Origin of the sequence: Brevibacillus sp. Leaf182 (assembly GCF_001423865.2) — a bacterium.
Classification (GTDB): domain Bacteria; phylum Bacillota; class Bacilli; order Brevibacillales; family Brevibacillaceae; genus Brevibacillus; species Brevibacillus brevis_C.
On sequence record NZ_LMPN02000015.1, the window covers coordinates 257554 to 274470 of the forward strand.

Annotated in this window: 14 protein-coding genes and 1 riboswitch; of the genes, 2 read left to right on the forward strand and 12 right to left on the reverse strand. The window is 49.8% G+C overall.

The features are described 5' to 3' along the window. The 4 genes from ASG16_RS04110 to ASG16_RS04125 form a co-directional block, all read right to left on the reverse strand. Entirely contained in the window at positions 1–1455 is a 1455-nt protein-coding gene (locus tag ASG16_RS04110) for a sigma-54 interaction domain-containing protein (protein WP_056486752.1), read from the reverse strand. Between the two features lie 26 nt (positions 1456–1481). Then, on the reverse strand, positions 1482–2690 hold the full coding sequence (locus tag ASG16_RS04115; protein WP_056486749.1) for a trans-sulfuration enzyme family protein: 1209 nt from the start codon (positions 2688–2690) through the stop codon (positions 1482–1484). Between the two features lie 219 nt (positions 2691–2909). Continuing rightward, entirely contained in the window at positions 2910–4631 is a 1722-nt protein-coding gene (locus ASG16_RS04120; RefSeq protein WP_048035162.1) for a GMC family oxidoreductase, read from the reverse strand. A 15-nt stretch (positions 4632–4646) separates the two neighbouring features. Beyond that, complete coding sequence (locus ASG16_RS04125; RefSeq protein WP_048035163.1) at positions 4647–5396, reverse strand: gluconate 2-dehydrogenase subunit 3 family protein; 750 nt, start codon at positions 5394–5396, stop codon at positions 4647–4649. 147 nt (positions 5397–5543) lie between these two features. Between ASG16_RS04125 and ASG16_RS04130 the strand changes: the two genes are divergently transcribed. Further along, complete coding sequence (locus ASG16_RS04130) at positions 5544–6239, forward strand: hypothetical protein (RefSeq protein ID WP_056486745.1); 696 nt, start codon at positions 5544–5546, stop codon at positions 6237–6239. Between the two features lie 40 nt (positions 6240–6279). On the opposite strand, the gene ASG16_RS04135 is transcribed toward ASG16_RS04130, so the two are convergent. The 8 genes from ASG16_RS04135 to ASG16_RS04170 form a co-directional block, all read right to left on the reverse strand. Next, the gene (locus ASG16_RS04135; RefSeq protein ID WP_056486742.1) at positions 6280–7128 is read right to left on the reverse strand and encodes an alpha/beta fold hydrolase; all 849 of its coding nucleotides are present in this window, start codon (positions 7126–7128) and stop codon (positions 6280–6282) included. Positions 7129–7144: 16 nt separating this feature from the next. Beyond that, on the reverse strand, positions 7145–7933 hold the full coding sequence (locus tag ASG16_RS04140) for an energy-coupling factor transporter transmembrane component T (protein WP_056486739.1): 789 nt from the start codon (positions 7931–7933) through the stop codon (positions 7145–7147). A 1-nt stretch (position 7934) separates the two neighbouring features. Beyond that, the gene (locus ASG16_RS04145) at positions 7935–8750 is read right to left on the reverse strand and encodes an energy-coupling factor ABC transporter ATP-binding protein (RefSeq protein ID WP_056486736.1); all 816 of its coding nucleotides are present in this window, start codon (positions 8748–8750) and stop codon (positions 7935–7937) included. After that, positions 8747–9589, reverse strand: coding sequence for an energy-coupling factor ABC transporter ATP-binding protein (locus tag ASG16_RS04150; protein WP_056486733.1), 843 nt, complete (start codon positions 9587–9589; stop codon positions 8747–8749). Before ASG16_RS04150 ends, ASG16_RS04145 begins: the two co-directional genes overlap by 4 nt. Continuing rightward, the gene (locus ASG16_RS04155) at positions 9586–10191 is read right to left on the reverse strand and encodes a QueT transporter family protein (RefSeq protein WP_056486730.1); all 606 of its coding nucleotides are present in this window, start codon (positions 10189–10191) and stop codon (positions 9586–9588) included. Before ASG16_RS04155 ends, ASG16_RS04150 begins: the two co-directional genes overlap by 4 nt. A 657-nt stretch (positions 10192–10848) precedes the next feature. Next, positions 10849–12183 (reverse strand): APC family permease, encoded by a 1335-nt coding sequence (locus tag ASG16_RS04160; RefSeq protein ID WP_056486727.1) that lies wholly within the window; start codon positions 12181–12183, stop codon positions 10849–10851. Between the two features lie 121 nt (positions 12184–12304). Further along, entirely contained in the window at positions 12305–13972 is a 1668-nt protein-coding gene (locus ASG16_RS04165; RefSeq protein WP_048035171.1) for a glutamine--tRNA ligase/YqeY domain fusion protein, read from the reverse strand. A 79-nt stretch (positions 13973–14051) separates the two neighbouring features. Further along, positions 14052–14669 (reverse strand): SET domain-containing protein, encoded by a 618-nt coding sequence (locus ASG16_RS04170; protein ID WP_056486724.1) that lies wholly within the window; start codon positions 14667–14669, stop codon positions 14052–14054. 249 nt (positions 14670–14918) lie between these two features. Then, positions 14919–15007, forward strand: a riboswitch (cyclic di-GMP riboswitch). Positions 15008–15189: 182 nt separating this feature from the next. Between ASG16_RS04170 and ggt the strand changes: the two genes are divergently transcribed. Next, positions 15190–16908 carry a gamma-glutamyltransferase gene (ggt, locus tag ASG16_RS04175; protein ID WP_056486721.1) on the forward strand — a complete coding sequence of 573 codons (1719 nt, stop codon included), beginning with the start codon at positions 15190–15192 and terminating at the stop codon, positions 16906–16908. The last annotated feature ends 9 nt before the right edge of the window (positions 16909–16917 follow it).

Consider the following 16917-nt stretch of genomic DNA (forward strand, 5'->3'; position numbering starts at 1 on the left):
CTATCCTTTTTCCAAACCGTATTTCTCCATCTTCCGGTACAAGGTCGACAAGCTGATTTGCAGCTCATGGGCAATCGCGGCTTTGTCCTGGCCATACTTGCCTGCGTTCAAGTAGCGCTGGAGAATGGAGCGTTCATAATCAGCCACCTGCTTTTCCAGTCCCAAATCGCTGCCTGCTGTCGTCGGCTCATCCTCGAACAGCAAATACTCAGGAAGCTCCTCGTTGCCGATGACTTGCCCCTCCGCCATGTTGACCATATACTCGACGGCATTTTCCAACTGACGAATATTTCCCGGCCATTCGTACGCTTGTAGTCGTTGGACGAGTTGGGCTTCGAGCTCCAGTCTGCCTTTTTGCAGCAACGTCCCGTACCGATACAGGAAATGCTGCAAGTAAAGCACGATATCCTCCGTGCGTTCACGCAACGGCTTTAACCGTAGGGGGATGACGTTGAGTCGATAATACAAATCCTCGCGAAACGTCCCTTCCCTGACCATGCTCTCCAAATCTCTGTGTGTAGCCGCAATGACACGTACATCGACACCCAGCGTTTTTACGCCGCCTACCCGATCTACCGTTTTCTCTTGAAGGACGCGCAGCAGCTTGGGCTGTAGGGACAACGGAATATCGCCTACTTCATCCAGAAAAATCGTCCCCTTGTGGGCCAATTCAAATTTCCCCGGCTTCCCTTCTCGTCTGGAGCCCGTGAATGCACCGCCTTCGTACCCGAACAACTCGCTTTCTAACAAGGTCTCGGGAATCGCTGCGCAATTGACTGCCACAAATGGATGTCTGCTGCGTGCACTCTCGCAGTGAATGGCTTTTGCCATGAGCTCCTTGCCCGTTCCGCTCTCCCCCCGGATCAAAACAGTGGAAGTGCTGTTCGTCACTTTTTTCGCTTTGACAATCACATCGCGCAACCCTGTTTCTGCTCCAATCAATTGGGCGAAATACACCGGATGAACCGAGGCCTGCGGCATTTCCTCTTGAATGTTACAGCTCTTCTCCCGCTCTGCATCCAGCTCTAGCAGCTTGTGCTCAATCAAGGAGCTCGTATGCTGCAAAAACGGCATCCATTTTTCCGAATGGTGCAGCATTTTTTCTTTTTGCTCGGGGGAAAAGCCGATAATTCCGATGACTCCTACCGTCTTCTCCCGTTTGTGCACCGGAAACCCAATCGTCGCCAGCTCCCGGCATTGTTGCAAAAACTTGCAATTACCGCACTCCGCCTCGTTCTTTTTCATGTCAAAAATCATTCCCGGCTGTCCGGTTTGCAGGATCATTCGGAAAAACGATCCCTCCGGCGCAGGCAATCCAATCAGATCCTGATAGTAGCCGGTTCCGCTCACACGTATCCCTTGTTCATCCAGGATGGTGACATCGAGTCCCAGTACCTTGGAAATATTGTCGGCGTACGATTGAATGAATTCCTCGATCCGGGAAAACTCTGTCATGCCCAATCCTCCAGTTTCACGTTCCTTTATCCCCTGGACGCTGCCGCCATTGGCAGACTAGCTAGCGCCTGCTCCAAATCCGCGATGATATCCTCCACATCCTCCAGGCCAGTCGATAAGCGAATCAGACCGTCCGTTATGTTGAACTTGATCCGCTCAGAGGCAGGGATCGAGGAATGCGTCATCGAGGCAGGATGCTGTACCAGTGTCTCGGGATCTCCTAAACTAAACGATATCATAGCCAAGTGCAGTGCGTTAATGAAAGATTTGGCTGCCTCGTAGCCGCCCTTTACTTCAAAGGAAACGATCCCGCCCATTCCAGCCATTTGCCGTTTGGCCAGCTCATGCTGTGGATGCGAAGGCAGACCAGGGTAGTAGACGTGCGAGATTGCAGGGTGCTGCGCCAAAAACTCCGCCACTGCCTGCGCGTTTTTCCCATGCTGTCTGACACGCAAGCCGAGTGTTTTCAGCCCACGCAAGATCAAGAAAGCATCCCAAGCATTCAAATTTTGCCCCAAGTCTCCCATGACGTTTTTGCGCATGAATTGGATATGTTCCTGCTTCCCAACGATGAAGCCCGCGATGACATCGCCATGCCCGTTCAAATATTTGGTGGCGCTATGCACGACGACATCCGCCCCTAGCTCAAGCGGTCGCTGCAAATAAGGCGTTAAGAAGGTGTTGTCGACGATTACCACAATGCCATGTACATGCGCCAAACGTGACAACGCCGAGATATCTAAAACAGTCAGACACGGGTTCGAGGGTGTTTCGATGTACAGGACTTTTGTGTTTGGCAAAAAAGCTCTCTCGACTGCCTGCAAATCCGTGCAATCGACGAAGTCCGTCGCAATACCATATCGCGGAGCCATCGTCGTAAGAAATTTATAGCTCCCCCCGTACACATCCCGCGTACACACCACATGATCACCCTGCTTCAAAAAGGCGAGCAAAGCTCCCGAAATGGCTGCCATCCCACTGCTTACACCCAAGGCAGCTTCGCCATTTTCCAATGCGGCGATTTTTTGCTCTAAAGTGGTGATGGTAGGGTTGCCATATCTTCCGTAATACGTTCCTTCCCTCTCGCCAGCCACACACGCCGCTGCGGAGTCTGCATCTGGAAACGCGTAGGCCACAGCGGGCACCACCGCGGATACGACTGCTCCTGTCTTTTGGCAAGGTGTTTGTGCGGTATGAATAATGGAGGTGTCCATCTTCCACTTGTTTGTCGTCATTTCTCGTCTCTCCCTTTTGCTTGTGCGGTTACCAAAGGGTATAGCAAGGAGCATGCCAAGGTGAGAAACCGCATCATTCCTGTGCTTTTCGCTTTTTGTGCACGCAGACATTCGCAATCATGCAAATGAACTTTTTCAGATCCACGCAAAAAAGCCGTTAGTTGCCCCAACGACTTTTCGCACAGTTGCAATTGTGTTTTGCATAACTAGAAAAGCAGCTTATACAAGCATGCCACCCGCGCTTTTCCTGTATTTCAAAATACCTTCTGCCGCTCGATAGGAGAGCGCACCCATCGTTCCTGTCGGATTGTAGCCACTATTATGCGCAAAAGCAGAAGCCCCGACGACAAATACGTTTTCCGCATCCCACATCTGCAAGTAGTTGTTTACTGCCGAAGTGTCAGGTGAAGCACCCATGATGACGCCGCCTGTATTGTGCGTCGATTGGTATGGCGTGATATCGTAAGGTCCGAGCTTTCGATTGATTTCGAGCTTCTCGTTCGCACCCATTTCTTTGACAATTTCCGCGCACTTATCTGCACAAAAAGCCGCCAGCTCCCTGTCCTGATCGACGAAATCATACGTAATGCGGATCAACGGATCACCAAATGCGTCCTTGTACGTCGGGTCCAGATCAAGGAAGTGCTGTCGGAATGGCATGGAAGCTCCTTGGGCGCCTACCGATATGAACCGGTTTGTGTATTTGATCGAGGCAGCCTTGAAATCCTTACCCCAGCTAGGCGTTCCCGGCGGTACCTTGTTCGTGCCGATTGGTCGGAAGCCCGTTTGTGTGACAGCGATATTCGCGCCATGGATAAATTTCAAATCGGCGTGATCGAAGTTATCACCGTTGTAGTCATCCAAACACATTCCCAACGATCCCGCGCCTGCATAATTGTTAAACTCCTTATCATCGAAGAAGCCCACCGCGCCTCCTCTCATGACTTGGTAAGCGTAGTTTTTACCGATTACGCCTTTTCCGGTAGCTGGATCATACGGTTTCCCCAGCTTGGACATGAGCAGGATTCGCGTGTTGTTGAATACATAGCTGGTCATCACCACAATATCAGCGGGCTGTTCGAATTCCTCCCCTGTCGTGACGTCTGTATACAAGACACCTGTCGCCTTGTTCCCTGTATGTAAAATTCTGCGGACATGGGAATGCGTGCGAATTTCAAACTTCCCTGTCTTCTTAGCCACCGGGATCACCGTCACCACTGGATCGGCTTTTGCTCCGTACTCGCAACCAAACCTTTCACAGAAGCCGCAGTACTGGCAAGCTGCCCGTGCCACACCGTCTGGATTGGTATACGCTTGCGAAAGATTTGCGGATGGCAGAATGTATGGATGCAGGTTTTTCTTTTTCGCCGCATCCGCAAACATTTTCATACTCGGTGTAGTACGCATCGGAGGTATCGGATACGGACTGGAGCGTTTCCCCCCCAACGGATTCTCTTCACCTGCGATTCCCGCCATTTTTTCAAACTTATCAAAGTACGGCTCCAGTTGATCGTAGGTAATGCCCCAATCCTGGATCGTCATCCCCTCTGGAATTTTCTTTGCCCCATACCGTTCAATCGTCTTGGAGCGGATTTCGAAATCATACGGCAGGAAGCGGAAAGTCTGCCCGTTCCAGTGGACACCAGATCCCCCAAGTCCTGTCCCGAGCAAAAAGGAACCGTATGACCGCATGGGAAGCGCGCGAACGTTCATTCTACTGCGGAACGTGATCGTTTCCTTGGACAAATCTTGCATCATCTCGTAACGAAGGGCATAGCGCAATTCGTCGTGTACCATGAAGTAGTCTTCGGTTTTGCGCTCCTTGCCACGCTCCAGACCCACTACCGTCAGACCTTGCTTGGTCAGCTCGGAAGCAATAATGCCTCCACCCCAGCCCACCCCCACGATCACGACGTCAACCTTGGGCAACTTTTTGGCCATATGTACAGTCCTCCCTCAATGTTGATGATCCCGCAAGCTTAAGGGAGCCATCTTCACAAACTCAGGCTTATCGATCAGTTGTGTATACGCCATCTGATTCCCTGGGAAATTCTTCATTTTCCAGCCATCCATATTTTTATTGCCCCCGTACAGAGGGTCTGCATATACGCCTTCGATCGTACTGGCCCGCAGCATATTGAAAAAAGTGCTCGCCGAAATGGTCGTCAATTTTACTTCATCGGTTTCAAAAGCCTTTAAAACAGCGTCCTGTTGTTCCGGTGGGAGTTCATAAAACCGTTTTCCGTGGGTACTGTTACTGTGGTTGTTCATCTCTTGAAGGCCGATTTCGAATATTTCCCTACGCTTCAACCTGCCTTGATAGCCCTGTGTAATCTCACCCGGAAAAAAGGGCGCTTGCATGTATTCCCGAGCATTAAAGCCCCAATCACCCGCTAGCTGGTGGTCAATGAAATAAGCTGCACCGAGTGCCTTCGCGCCTGGACCCAGCTCATCCTCAGGATAAATACGCTCACAGGCGGCATCCACCACCTTGAATTGCTCAGGCGTAAAAAACATGAGTGCCTGATTGTAATCGGCCGCAGGGGGCGGTGCTGCTGGCTGCGCCGGAGGTTCCGGTTTGCGGAGCAAGCTCCCGGCCACGCCACCCACGACCAAGCTACCGAGCACCAGTCCAGAGTTTTTCAAGAAGTTCCTTCGGGATACTGGCTGCTCCTTCACGTTGTTTGAATCTGCCAAATCTACCACCTCCAGTGATTTCCTTCCTTTGTTTTGTGCATTTTCTCCACAAGATAATCGTGATGAACGGAAATTTTTCCAACATGCTCCACTCATAACTTCACGCAGCGAACAAAGGATAAGTTTATCTAGGCAGGAAGACTTGGAGGGATCGTGATGAAGCATTTCCACACATGGGTTGGAACGGCAGGATTAGGGGCTGTACTTCTACTGACAGCTTGTATGAATCAAGCTGCCCAGCCTACGAAGCCACATCCGCCAGCACGAACGCAGTCTATTGCTCAGACTCCAAAAGGAGCAACGGTTATTCCAAGCGTGGATCGCGATAAGAAACTCACGACAAACGCGCACGGTCATACGTATAGCGGAATGGGCAATGCTCTCTACAGCTCCATGGGCAGCTCACACCTGCACACGGGTGGTCCTTCTACAAAGCTGGAAGCCCAACTGAAGGCAGCGGGCGTTCACGGTGTCCAGGCATTGATCGTAAATGATGCTATCTACTTGGCCCCTTCTACTGCCAATGCTCAATCGATCAATCAAATGGACCCGATGCAGTCCCATCTCATCAGCAATTACTCTGGTAGCTCCAGTCGCGGGCATGATGCTGCCCATACAAAATCAGGGAGCGGAACCGCAGGGACATTGGGTACAAGCGATCATCAGAGCACATTCGCCCAAGCACGCACCCAAATCGAGCGTATCTATGGAACGGATACGCCCGTGAAGGTCGTGAGCTCGAAAAAAGGCATCAAAGCGCTAGAAACGGTGAAAAAGCATATGAGAGATCAAAAGGATCAGCAAGCCATGGCAGAACAGCTCAACGTGCTCATGCGCGAAGCGAAGCGGTAACCAAAGAAAAAGGGACAAGCAATTTTCGCTTGTCCCTTCCTTATTTCGATAAAAAATCATGGATTTCGTTCACGGTCTCTTTCGGATGCGTCACCATCAGCAAATGTTGTGCCTCCGGTATCATTTTCACCTTGGCCTGCTTCACAATCCGCTGGTAAGTGGCGACTGCCTGTCGGTGAAACTGCTGCTCTTCTTTTGACAATAAGCTGTCGTCAGCCAGCAGTAGCAGCACGGGGCATGTTAACTGCTGGAACAATTCCGGTTGGCTATGAATGCTGTACTCTTGGAAATAAGCGGAGAACGCCTCCCCTGGCAAACGGTATCCGTAGCTGCCGTCTTCCCTTTTCAAAAGCTCGTCTCGCATCCAGCCCTCTGGCATCACTCTCGTACCATACCGCTCTGCGAACTGCCTTTCCGCTTCCTCTACGGAAGAAAAACGCGTGGTAGACAGCCGCTCGACAACCTTCTCTCTATTGAACCCGGGCACTTCTCCCAAGGAATAGTAGCCTCCATCCAGCAATACGAGCGAAGCTACGCGCTTGGGCTCTCGAATCGCAAGCATCTGGGCAGGCACAGCAGAAAAGGACGCTGCGACAACCGTTACTTGTTCGAGCTGTTCTTTCTCCAAGAGTTGAATCAAATCTGTTACGATTTGCTCAAACGAAAAGGAACCGTGGCTCACAGAATTCCCGTGACCACGGATATCTACCGCAATTACCCGATATCGCTCTGCCAATGCCGGCAGGATGGGCGCAAACAGTAGCTTGGTGTTGCGAATGCCATGCAAAAGCAGCAGCGCAGGTGCATGTGGCTTTCCGGTGACGCCGTACTCCAGCGTGCCCCCTTCTACCTGCAAACGATTGACCTGCGAAAACAATGCTTCGTCCATTTTACCTGCCTCCTTACTAAATACGCCCCGGAATCAGCACACCAATATGATCTGGATGTAGCCTGGCGATGTAAAATAGTGCGGCGACGATACATACGCCAGCCACTAGTGTGAGTACTTCTGTTTTCTTCCATCGTTTGCTGCGGTAAAACCGATGCTGATTGTTACGCATGCGAAAGCCTTTGGCATCCAATGCATTGGCGATCAATTGCACACGCTTGAGTGAGTTGAAGATGAGCGGCACGAGCAAATAGCTATACTTCCTGATGCGCTCTGGAACATTCCCTTCGCTCGTCGACATCCCTCGTACCATCTGCGCTTCCCGAATGATTGCCAAATCATTTTTGACGAGGGGGATAAAACGAAAAATGAGCGAGAGCAAATAGCTAATCGAAAACGGAACGCCAATCCCGCGAAGTCCCATCGCTATTTCTCTGGGTGAAGTTGTAAACACATAGTACATCGACAATAACGCGACATTCGCCAGTCGAAGTCCCATTCCCAATGCCCATAAGACACCGACATCCGTGATTTGCACAGGATAGTGGATCAACGGAATGGTGCTGCTCCAGTACGGAGTACCTACATTGGTAAACGGCAGCCACGTAATCACAGCAAAGCACGAACCGATTCCACCAACCAATACATACGCCTTAATCATGGAGCGCTCCCAGCCCAGCTTGGCAATCAGTGCGATGTTTATCACCAATAAAATAATAAGCGCACGCGGGTCCTGGAATAAAAAAGGGAGCAAGCCCAGCAGAACGAATACAAGCAGCGCATAGCTCGGATGGGCATTCTTCATCTTAGATCCCCTCTCCCAGCAACTGTTTTTTCATCGCGGTCAGCGTGAGTGGAATCGGATCATGGACATCCACTGCTTTCCCGAAACGATACATGGCAGGCGCTTCTACTTGGGCAACAGCTAATACTTCCGGCTGTGAAAATACGTGCTGCGGGTCCCCGTCGCATAGCAGCTTTCCTTTATGCATAACGATTACTCGCTGGGCGTACTCCGCTACCAGACGCATATCATGCGTGATGACGATAATCGTATGACCTTCCGCGTGCAAATGCCGCACCAGCTCCATCATTTCTTGCATGCCACGGTAATCGAGACCGGTCGTAGGTTCGTCCAGCACGATCACCTGCGGCTTCATCGCCAAAATCGAAGCCACCGCAATCTTTTGCCGCGTGCCTTTGCTCGAAAAATGAGGCTCTTCTTCGCCCTTGTCGGATAACCCCACTGCTGCCAACGCCTCCGCGACAGCTTGCTCTATTTTTTCAGGCGGCCAGCCTATGTTTTTGGGCCCAAATGCTACCTCCGCCTTGATGGTCGAATGAAAGATTTGATGATCAGGATTTTGATAACAATACGCCACGATTCTCGATAGGTGGGCAACATTCAACGCCTTGGTATCGAGACCATTCACTTTGACGGTACCCTGTGTTGGCTTGTATAAACCGTTACAGTGCTTGGCCAATGTCGTTTTACCGGAACCATTTCCCCCGATGATCGCGACGAATTCTCCCTGTTTCAGTTGGAGCGAAACGCCATGCAGCACCGGCTTTTCCTTTTCATAGCCATACCACACCTCATCAAATTCAATGACGACACTCACAGGCTTCCCTCCCGAACGAGCTGGGCTTCCTTATAGTGGAGTGCCAGCTCCTCAACAGTCAAGGGAACACCAGCAGAGGACGCCAACAAGACGCCTTCCTGGTATAGCATGTGATAAAGTCGGATGACATCCGGGACCAATATGCCATGCTCGTCCAACACGTCCACTTGGGCAAAAAATTGCCGAGTCGGCTGGTCCAACACGATTTTCCCCTCTGCAATCAGAATCATTCGGTCGCAAAAGACCGCGAGCTCTTCTGTCGCATGGGACGATACCACAATCGCCATTTCTTTTTCCTGCTTCAGCCGTGCAAGAAGCGAGAAGACCTCCCGCGCTCCCACCGGGTCCAGCTCGGAAGTAGGCTCATCCAATATGAGCACCTGCGGACTGTGGGAAAGAGCGGATGCAATTGCCACCCGCTGCTTTTCTCCCCCCGAAAGCTCAAGAGGCGAACGAGTAGCAAAGCCGTTCAATCCGATCAGATCGAGTACCTCTGCCATTCGTCGTTCTATTCGCTCGTCCGACCACCCGGCATTCTCAAGCGAGAAGGCAAGCTCCTCTTCGACGGTCAGCCCGATGAACTGGGTTTCCGGGTCCTGAAAAACGATGCCTTGCTCGCTAGTGGACTCGACACTCCCCACGAAGTGTCCCCCATAGTTAGACGGAATCAGACCCGACATGGTTAATAGCAGCGTCGTTTTCCCTGCGGCAGCAGGCCCGACTATACCGACTACTTCCCCTGGATCAAGCGCCAGACGAATGTCCGCTAGCGCTGGCTGTGCTCCCTCTTCATAGTGCCAATAGACTCCGTTTACTCGCAGCAATGGTTCTGTTTTCACCTTGCGATCCTGCTTTCATTTCCGAGATAGTTGAATTCCTGCAAGGGACGGCCCCGGTATAGTCCAGAGCGCTTCACGAATGGGTACAGCAGCTTCAAGAGGATTGGTCCCAGAATCGCCGTGGAAATGGCTTGGTTCAAGAACACGGTTGGGATGTACCAGACCGCGACTTCTTTTGGTGTCAGCCCCAGTGCCACGTTAATCAAAATCGCGCACGCTACCACAATTGAGCTGATTATAACAACAAACACGATATATTGAAGGACGCTGCGCTTTGTTTTCAGTGCAGGGTGACTCACAGCAAGCAACCCGATAAAGCCCCCCATAAAATTAGAAAAGAAACCGACCGCGATCGCATGAGGCGGTGCGCTTCCGGTCAACAAATCACTGACCATATTTCCAAAGGCAAGACCTATGCATCCCGGCAAGCCGAATAACATGCCAAATACGGGCTGAAGGGCATTGGCCGGACGGATGGGTACGGAAGGAATGAGCTTGATATTGGCAAGCATAATAATAGCAACAGCGTAGAGCGCGGCAGTGACGACAATCAGGACGTAATCTACTGTCGTCCATTTCCGCCGGAACAGACTCGAAAACATCAGAATAAACCCTCCTCATGTCAAGTGTTAATGTTTGGAATATTCCTGTAGCTAGTTTACTCTCTCTTTACTGGATCGTCTAGAAGAGGGTGGGTAAAACACTTTGATCTAGCTGTAGTGGTGGGGAGGAAACAGGAGAAAACACTCAGCTTCTAGGGCCACCCCCTGGGGGGATTGACTGCCCGACTCCATGCAAAAAGCGAAACCGCGTCCAAAGTTGTCCTCTCAGGATGTGTTTCAGAGGTGGACGCTTAAGGGCGTGTTTCGCTTTTTGCATTCCGTCTCGGTCGGTGTCCCTAAGATCTTCGCTGTTTTCTCCTGTTTCCTCTGCGAGCTGATTGTTGTCCTCTTGCATTAATTAGAGAGAATAAAAAGGGAGAGAATCATTGTTCTCTCCCTCCTGAATCCACTTTCAAAAATGATTACCAAAGCCACGTGAGAAGAAGTGCATTTCCAGTCCAAGCGCCTCTGGAGCCCAACCTAGCTCCGGAATAAATGGAGGGGAATTTCAGCTTCACTTATGAAATGCTTCCTCGAAACTTCTACGTTTGAAGCGCTCCCGCCATTTATTTCGGAGCGGACAGTCAATCCCCCCGCGGGGCGGAGGCCGAAGCGTAGACTGGAAATGCACTTCTTCCCCACTACAGCCACTCCCCTCTACTCCTCAAACCTCACTATTTCCAAATTGGTTTTCTTGACCTTCACCAAATACAACAAATAGATCAAGCCAACAAAGGTCCAGAGCAAGCCGAGCATCATGGACGTTGCTTCCAGGTTGACCCACAAAAAGGCGATGAACGTTGTCCCGATGAGCGGAGACAACACGAAGCCCCACCAATCCTTGATATGCTTGTTCTTTTGTTTGCGGAAATAGTACGCCATTAAGCTGATGTTTACAAAGCTAAAGGCGATCAGCGCACCGAAGTTAATAAAGGACGTGGCGGTTAACAAATCCATGTACAGAGCGAACAGCATCAACACTCCGACCAGCAAGACGTTAAGCAATGGAGTTCTCAGCTTCGGATGAACATAACCGAACCAGCGTTGCGGCAAAAATCCATCTCTCCCCATTGCGTACAATAAGCGCGTTACGCTCGTGACAGATACGAGCCCGGATGCTAGCGTCGAAGACAACGCTGCCGCTAAAAACACCAATTGAAAGATCGTCCCACCAATAAACAAAGCAATCTCCGCAGAGGCTGCTTCTGGATCAGACAATACCGAAACGTCAGGAAATAATGATTGCATGAAATAAGATGCTGTAATAAATAACGCTCCTCCTGCGAGTGCTACGAGCATAATCCCGCGAGGAATCGTCTTTTTCGCATCGACGGTTTCCTCCGTTAGCGTGGTTACGGCATCAAAGCCAAGGAAGGAAAAGCAAAGAATCGACGCACCGGAAAGCAGGGCAATGACAGACATATCCGGTGACACAAATGGACGCAGGTTGAATACTTGCCCAAGCCCGTCACCTTGCATAAGACCACGGATTGCCAATCCTGCAAACAACAAGACGACCACGACTTGAAACAGCACCAAAATCGAGTTGACGGATGCAGTTACTGTTACGCGAAATACGTTTAGTCCCGTCACCAAAACAATGAAGCCAATAATCCACCACGCTGTCGACACATCAGGAAACACGGATGATAGGTACACCCCTGTCAACAATGCGTTAATCATCGGTAAAAACAAATAATCCAGCAAGGAGGCCCAGCCTACCAAAAATCCTGCATAGGGATGAATCGTTTGTTGCGTATACGTATACGCGGTCCCTGCTGAAGGGAATAGCCGTACCATCTTTCCGTAGCTTGCCGCCGTAAACAGGATCGCAAGAAGTGTGACTGCATAAGCAGCAGGAACGTGCCCCCCCGTTTCTCCAGAAACAATGCCAAAGGTGTCAAAAACGGCCATCGGGGCCATGTAGCCCAGTCCAATTACGACAATATGCCGCAACTTCAAACTACGTGTTAGTTCTGCTCTCCCGTTCACTACCTGTCCCCCTTTATGTAACAGAATAATTATACACGTTGATTTATAATCACGAAAGAAAAAAGCGCTACTGCACACGGGTTCTCCATGCACAGCAACGCTTGATTTCTATAAGTATTTCCTAGGCTTTTGGCAGTTCAAAGGAACTCTTCAACGATACAATCCGGTTGAATACGAGCTTATCATCTGTCGTATGCTTCGGATCGACATTGAAATAGCCATGACGGAAAAATTGATACTTGTCTTGTGGCTTGGTTTCTTTCATATTTGGCTCCACATAGCCTTGCAGCACTTCCAACGAATTCGGGTTAACGTTGTCGAGGAAAGTACCCTCTGCGTCTTCCTCATCCATAATCAATGGCTCGTACAAACGGAATTCAGCAGGAACCGCATTGGTTGCATCTACCCAGTGAATCGTACCTTTTACCTTACGACCTGTAAAACCGCTGCCGCTCTTCGTCTCAGGGTCATACGTGCAATGGATCTCGATCACGTTGCCATCTGCATCCTTCACAACGTCATTGCATTTAATGAAGTACGCGTGCTTCAGACGCACTTCATTTCCCGGGAACAGGCGGAAATACTTGCTCGGCGGGTTTTCCATGAAGTCGTCCTGCTCAATGTAGATTTCGCGGGAGAACGGAATTTCACGATTGCCCATTTCTGGGTTCTCTGGATTGATCTCCGCTTCGAGCATCTCGACTTGTCCTTCCGGATAATTCGTGATGACGACCTTCAACGGATTCAAAACAGCCATCGTACGTGGTGCCTTCAGCTTCAGGTCCTCACGGATGAAATACTCCAGCATTTTCTCGTCAACCGTACTGTTAGCGCGCGCTACCCCTACTTCACGAGCGAATGTACGAATAGCTTCCGGTGTATAGCCACGACGACGGAAGCCTGCGATGGTTGGCATACGCGGGTCATCCCAGCCGTCTACTACATTCTCATCGACAAGCTGTTTCAGCTTGCGTTTACTCATAACGGTATTGGTCAGATTCAAGCGAGCAAATTCGTACTGGCGTGGTACCTTCTCCATTTCGCACTCGCGGACTACCCAGTCATACAACGGACGATGATCTTCGAATTCCAGTGAGCACAGGGAGTGTGTCACGCCCTCAATGGCATCCTCCAACGGATGAGCGAAGTCATACATCGGATAGATGCACCATTTGTCGCCCGTGTTGTGATGCGTTGCATGGGAGATTCGATACAGAACCGGATCACGCATGTTGAAGTTCTGAGAAGCCATATCGATTTTCGCACGTAGCACCTTTTCTCCGTCCTTGAATTCCCCTTGGCGCATCCGTGCAAACAGGTCCAGGTTTTCCTCCACAGATCGGTTGCGGAACGGACTATCTGTGCCAGGCTCTGTCCATGTCCCACGCATTTTACGCATTTCTTCAGGAGACAGATCGTCTACATAAGCCAGACCTTTTTTAATCAACAGCACCGCCCGGTTGTACATCTCTTCAAAGTAATCAGATGCAAAAAACAGCCCGTCCCATTCGAAGCCAAGCCATTGAACGTCCCTTTTGATGGCCTCTACGTATTCGATGTCTTCCTTTACCGGGTTGGTATCGTCAAATCGAAGGTTGGCCTTGCCAGAAAATTCACGTGCCAACTCAAAGTTGAGGCAGATTGCTTTTGCATGTCCAATATGAAGATACCCGTTCGGTTCTGGGGGAAAGCGGGTAATGATTTCCTTTACTTTGCCCTCTTGCAAGTCATCAATCATGATATTGCGGATAAAATTGGATGCCGCTACCTTGTTTTCCAATGAAATCAACCTTTCACTTCACCTTTACATTCCATAATACTGATTCTCTACCCAGAGTTCAACAAAATCGGGTCGTTGACCGACCCGCTCACGTCTTCCATTGCTGCCTCGTTTGCCATTGTGACCTGCAATACAGATGAATGACAGAATCAATGGCTACGCGCTGCTCCGTGATCCCACGAATCGTTTCGAGATGCTTCGGGGAAATCAGATGCAACAAAGGCTGTTCAACATGATTGAAACGTTGGAAGGCTTCCGCAGCAATCCGATCCCACTGCGGGTAATATCGAAGCAAGTCATCGGGCATTACGCGGGAGCGTTCCGTGTCGGACTCGGGCAAACAATCAAAAGGTTCATCCAGATTTAACGTTCCATAATCATCAGTCAACTCTTCACCCGGTAGAATATCCCGTGCAGCCAATTCCATATCATACATGGTCGGCACACAATTCGCATGAAAGCTGTGGTTCACGTACCTTGCCTTATCCCAACAAAGAATGTACTTTCCGAACTGGTTCTTAAACGAATATTTTTGTACGTCCTGTTTTCGTAATGAGTCAAGTGTTTCCACAAATCCCGGGTCCAATACCTGGTCCAAATTATCCTGTGCCCATACAATCGTTCCTTTTGGGATAAACTTTGTCGCAAACACACCGTACCCGATCTCATCGTTGATATAGCGCAATTCTGTATCGGGATGCATCATGGTCTTTGTTTCACTCCTTGGCGAATGTGCCTTTTTATCATCATAAGCAATTCAGCCCCAGGAGGTGTGCGAATGTCTGCGAAAAACAACCTTCCCCGTAGCATTCCTGACTATTTTTCTGCATGAAAATAATTTTTCTTATTTACCACAAATGGTAAATAGTCTATATTATTGGCAAACGGAGTTTTAGGAACATTTTCCCACAACGATTGAATCAGTTTATGTGTCAATTTTCTACTTTAACCATTGATATCGAAACGGCATACCCGGGGAAATCCGGCGACGCAAAGCTATAGGGGCTACCTCCGTAACAGCGGACACGCTTGCCAGCTACCGAAGTATTGATGTAGGACGAGACCAATGATCCTATATCATTGGTCTTTTTTTGCGCTCACAATGTCTATTTTTGTCTATTTTTGTATGTTTGTGTATTTTTAACTTTTAAAGGAGGTGAGGCAACAGCGGATAGCCGGTTTAACGAAAACATTATTTTATTCATCATGAAGGAGGTTTCATAGGAATGTCATTCTGGAAGAAACTCTCGACCGTCGCGCTGACTGCTGTCATCGGGCTATCAACATTCTCTGGGGTACAAGCTGCTAACCGTCCAACATCGATGTCACCGAACGCAATGGTGACGACTCCTCACTATCTGGCTACGGCTGCGGCCCTAAAAACATTGGAAGACGGTGGAAATGCAGTAGATGCTGCTATTACAGCCGCTTCCACATTAGCTGTCGTCTATCCTCATTACACATCCATTGGTGGAGATAACTTCTGGCTCATCTACAATGCTAAAACAAAAGAGCTGAAGGCGCTGAACGGCAGTGGTCGCGCAGGCGAAAAGGCAACCATCGACTATTACAAAAACAAAGGCTACGAAAAAATCCCGTCCCGCGGTTATGAATCGGCAAACACTGTCCCTGGTGTCGTCTCCGGCTGGTGGGAGGCGTACAACTACGCCCATAAAAGCATGGGCAACAGTAAGCTTCAATGGAACAGACTGCTGGAGCCTGCCATTGGATACGCCGAGAACGGATATCCAGTCTCCCCCAACCAAGTATATTGGACGAAATACGCGACAGATCCAACTGACAATGACTTGAAAAACCTTCAACGTTTTGATGGATTCCGTAAAACATTCCTGAAGCCAAACGGCGATCCTTATGCAGCAGGCGAAATTCTCAAACAAAAGGATCTTGCCAATACTTTGCGAATCATTGCAAAAAAAGGCGCTGACGGTTTTTATAAAGGAGAAGTTGCTAAAAAAATCGTAGCAGACATGCAAGCCAACGGTGGATTGCTCACGTTGAAAGATTTTGAGAAGCACACCTCCACTTGGGCAGATCCAATTTCGGTAGACTACCGCGGTTACAAAGCGTACAACGTTCCGCCTAACTCCCAAGGCATGGCATCGCTCTCTATTCTTAATGTTTTGAATAACTTTGACCTCAAGAGCATGGGTGAAGGAACACCCGATTACTATCACACGATTGTAGAAGCTACCAAACAGTCTTTTGCTGACCGCGATAAATGGCTGACTGACCCTGCCTTTGTGGATATCCCTGTGGATGAGCTGTTGTCCAAGCAGCACGGGAAGGATTTAGCTGCGCGCATCGATATGAAGCAAGCCGCCAAATCCGTAGAACCGCTTGATCCAAAAGGAGATACAACCTGGTTCGGGATCGTCGACAAAGATGGAAATGCAGTGTCCATCATTCAGAGTCACTATTTTGACTGGGGTTCCGGCATCGTAGCGAAAGATACGGGCATCCTTTTGCAAAACCGCGGAAGCTATTTCTCTTTGGACCCTAAACACATCAATCACTTGGAACCAGGAAAACGCACCTTCCACACAATTAACCCGGCTATGCTGTTTAAAGGGGACAAGCCTTATCTTCTCTACGGAACACAAGGAGGAGAAGGACAGCCGCAAACGCAAGCCGCTCTCGTCACGCGTATCATCGACTTTGGTTTCAGCGTGCAAGACGCAATCGAAGCGCCAAGATGGCTGCATGGACGCAACTGGGGATCTTCTTCCAACAATCTAAAGGTGGAAAGCCGCATCCCTCAAGAAGTCCTGGACGAGTTGATTAAACGTGGGCATCCAGTTGAAAAGCTGGAAGCAGCCTATACCGATACGATGGGACAGTCCGGCGCAATCCTGATTGACCCGCAAACCAATGTAAAATTTGGCGGTGCTGACCCTCGCGGTGAAGGCGCTGCAATGGGATATTGATATTTTGTC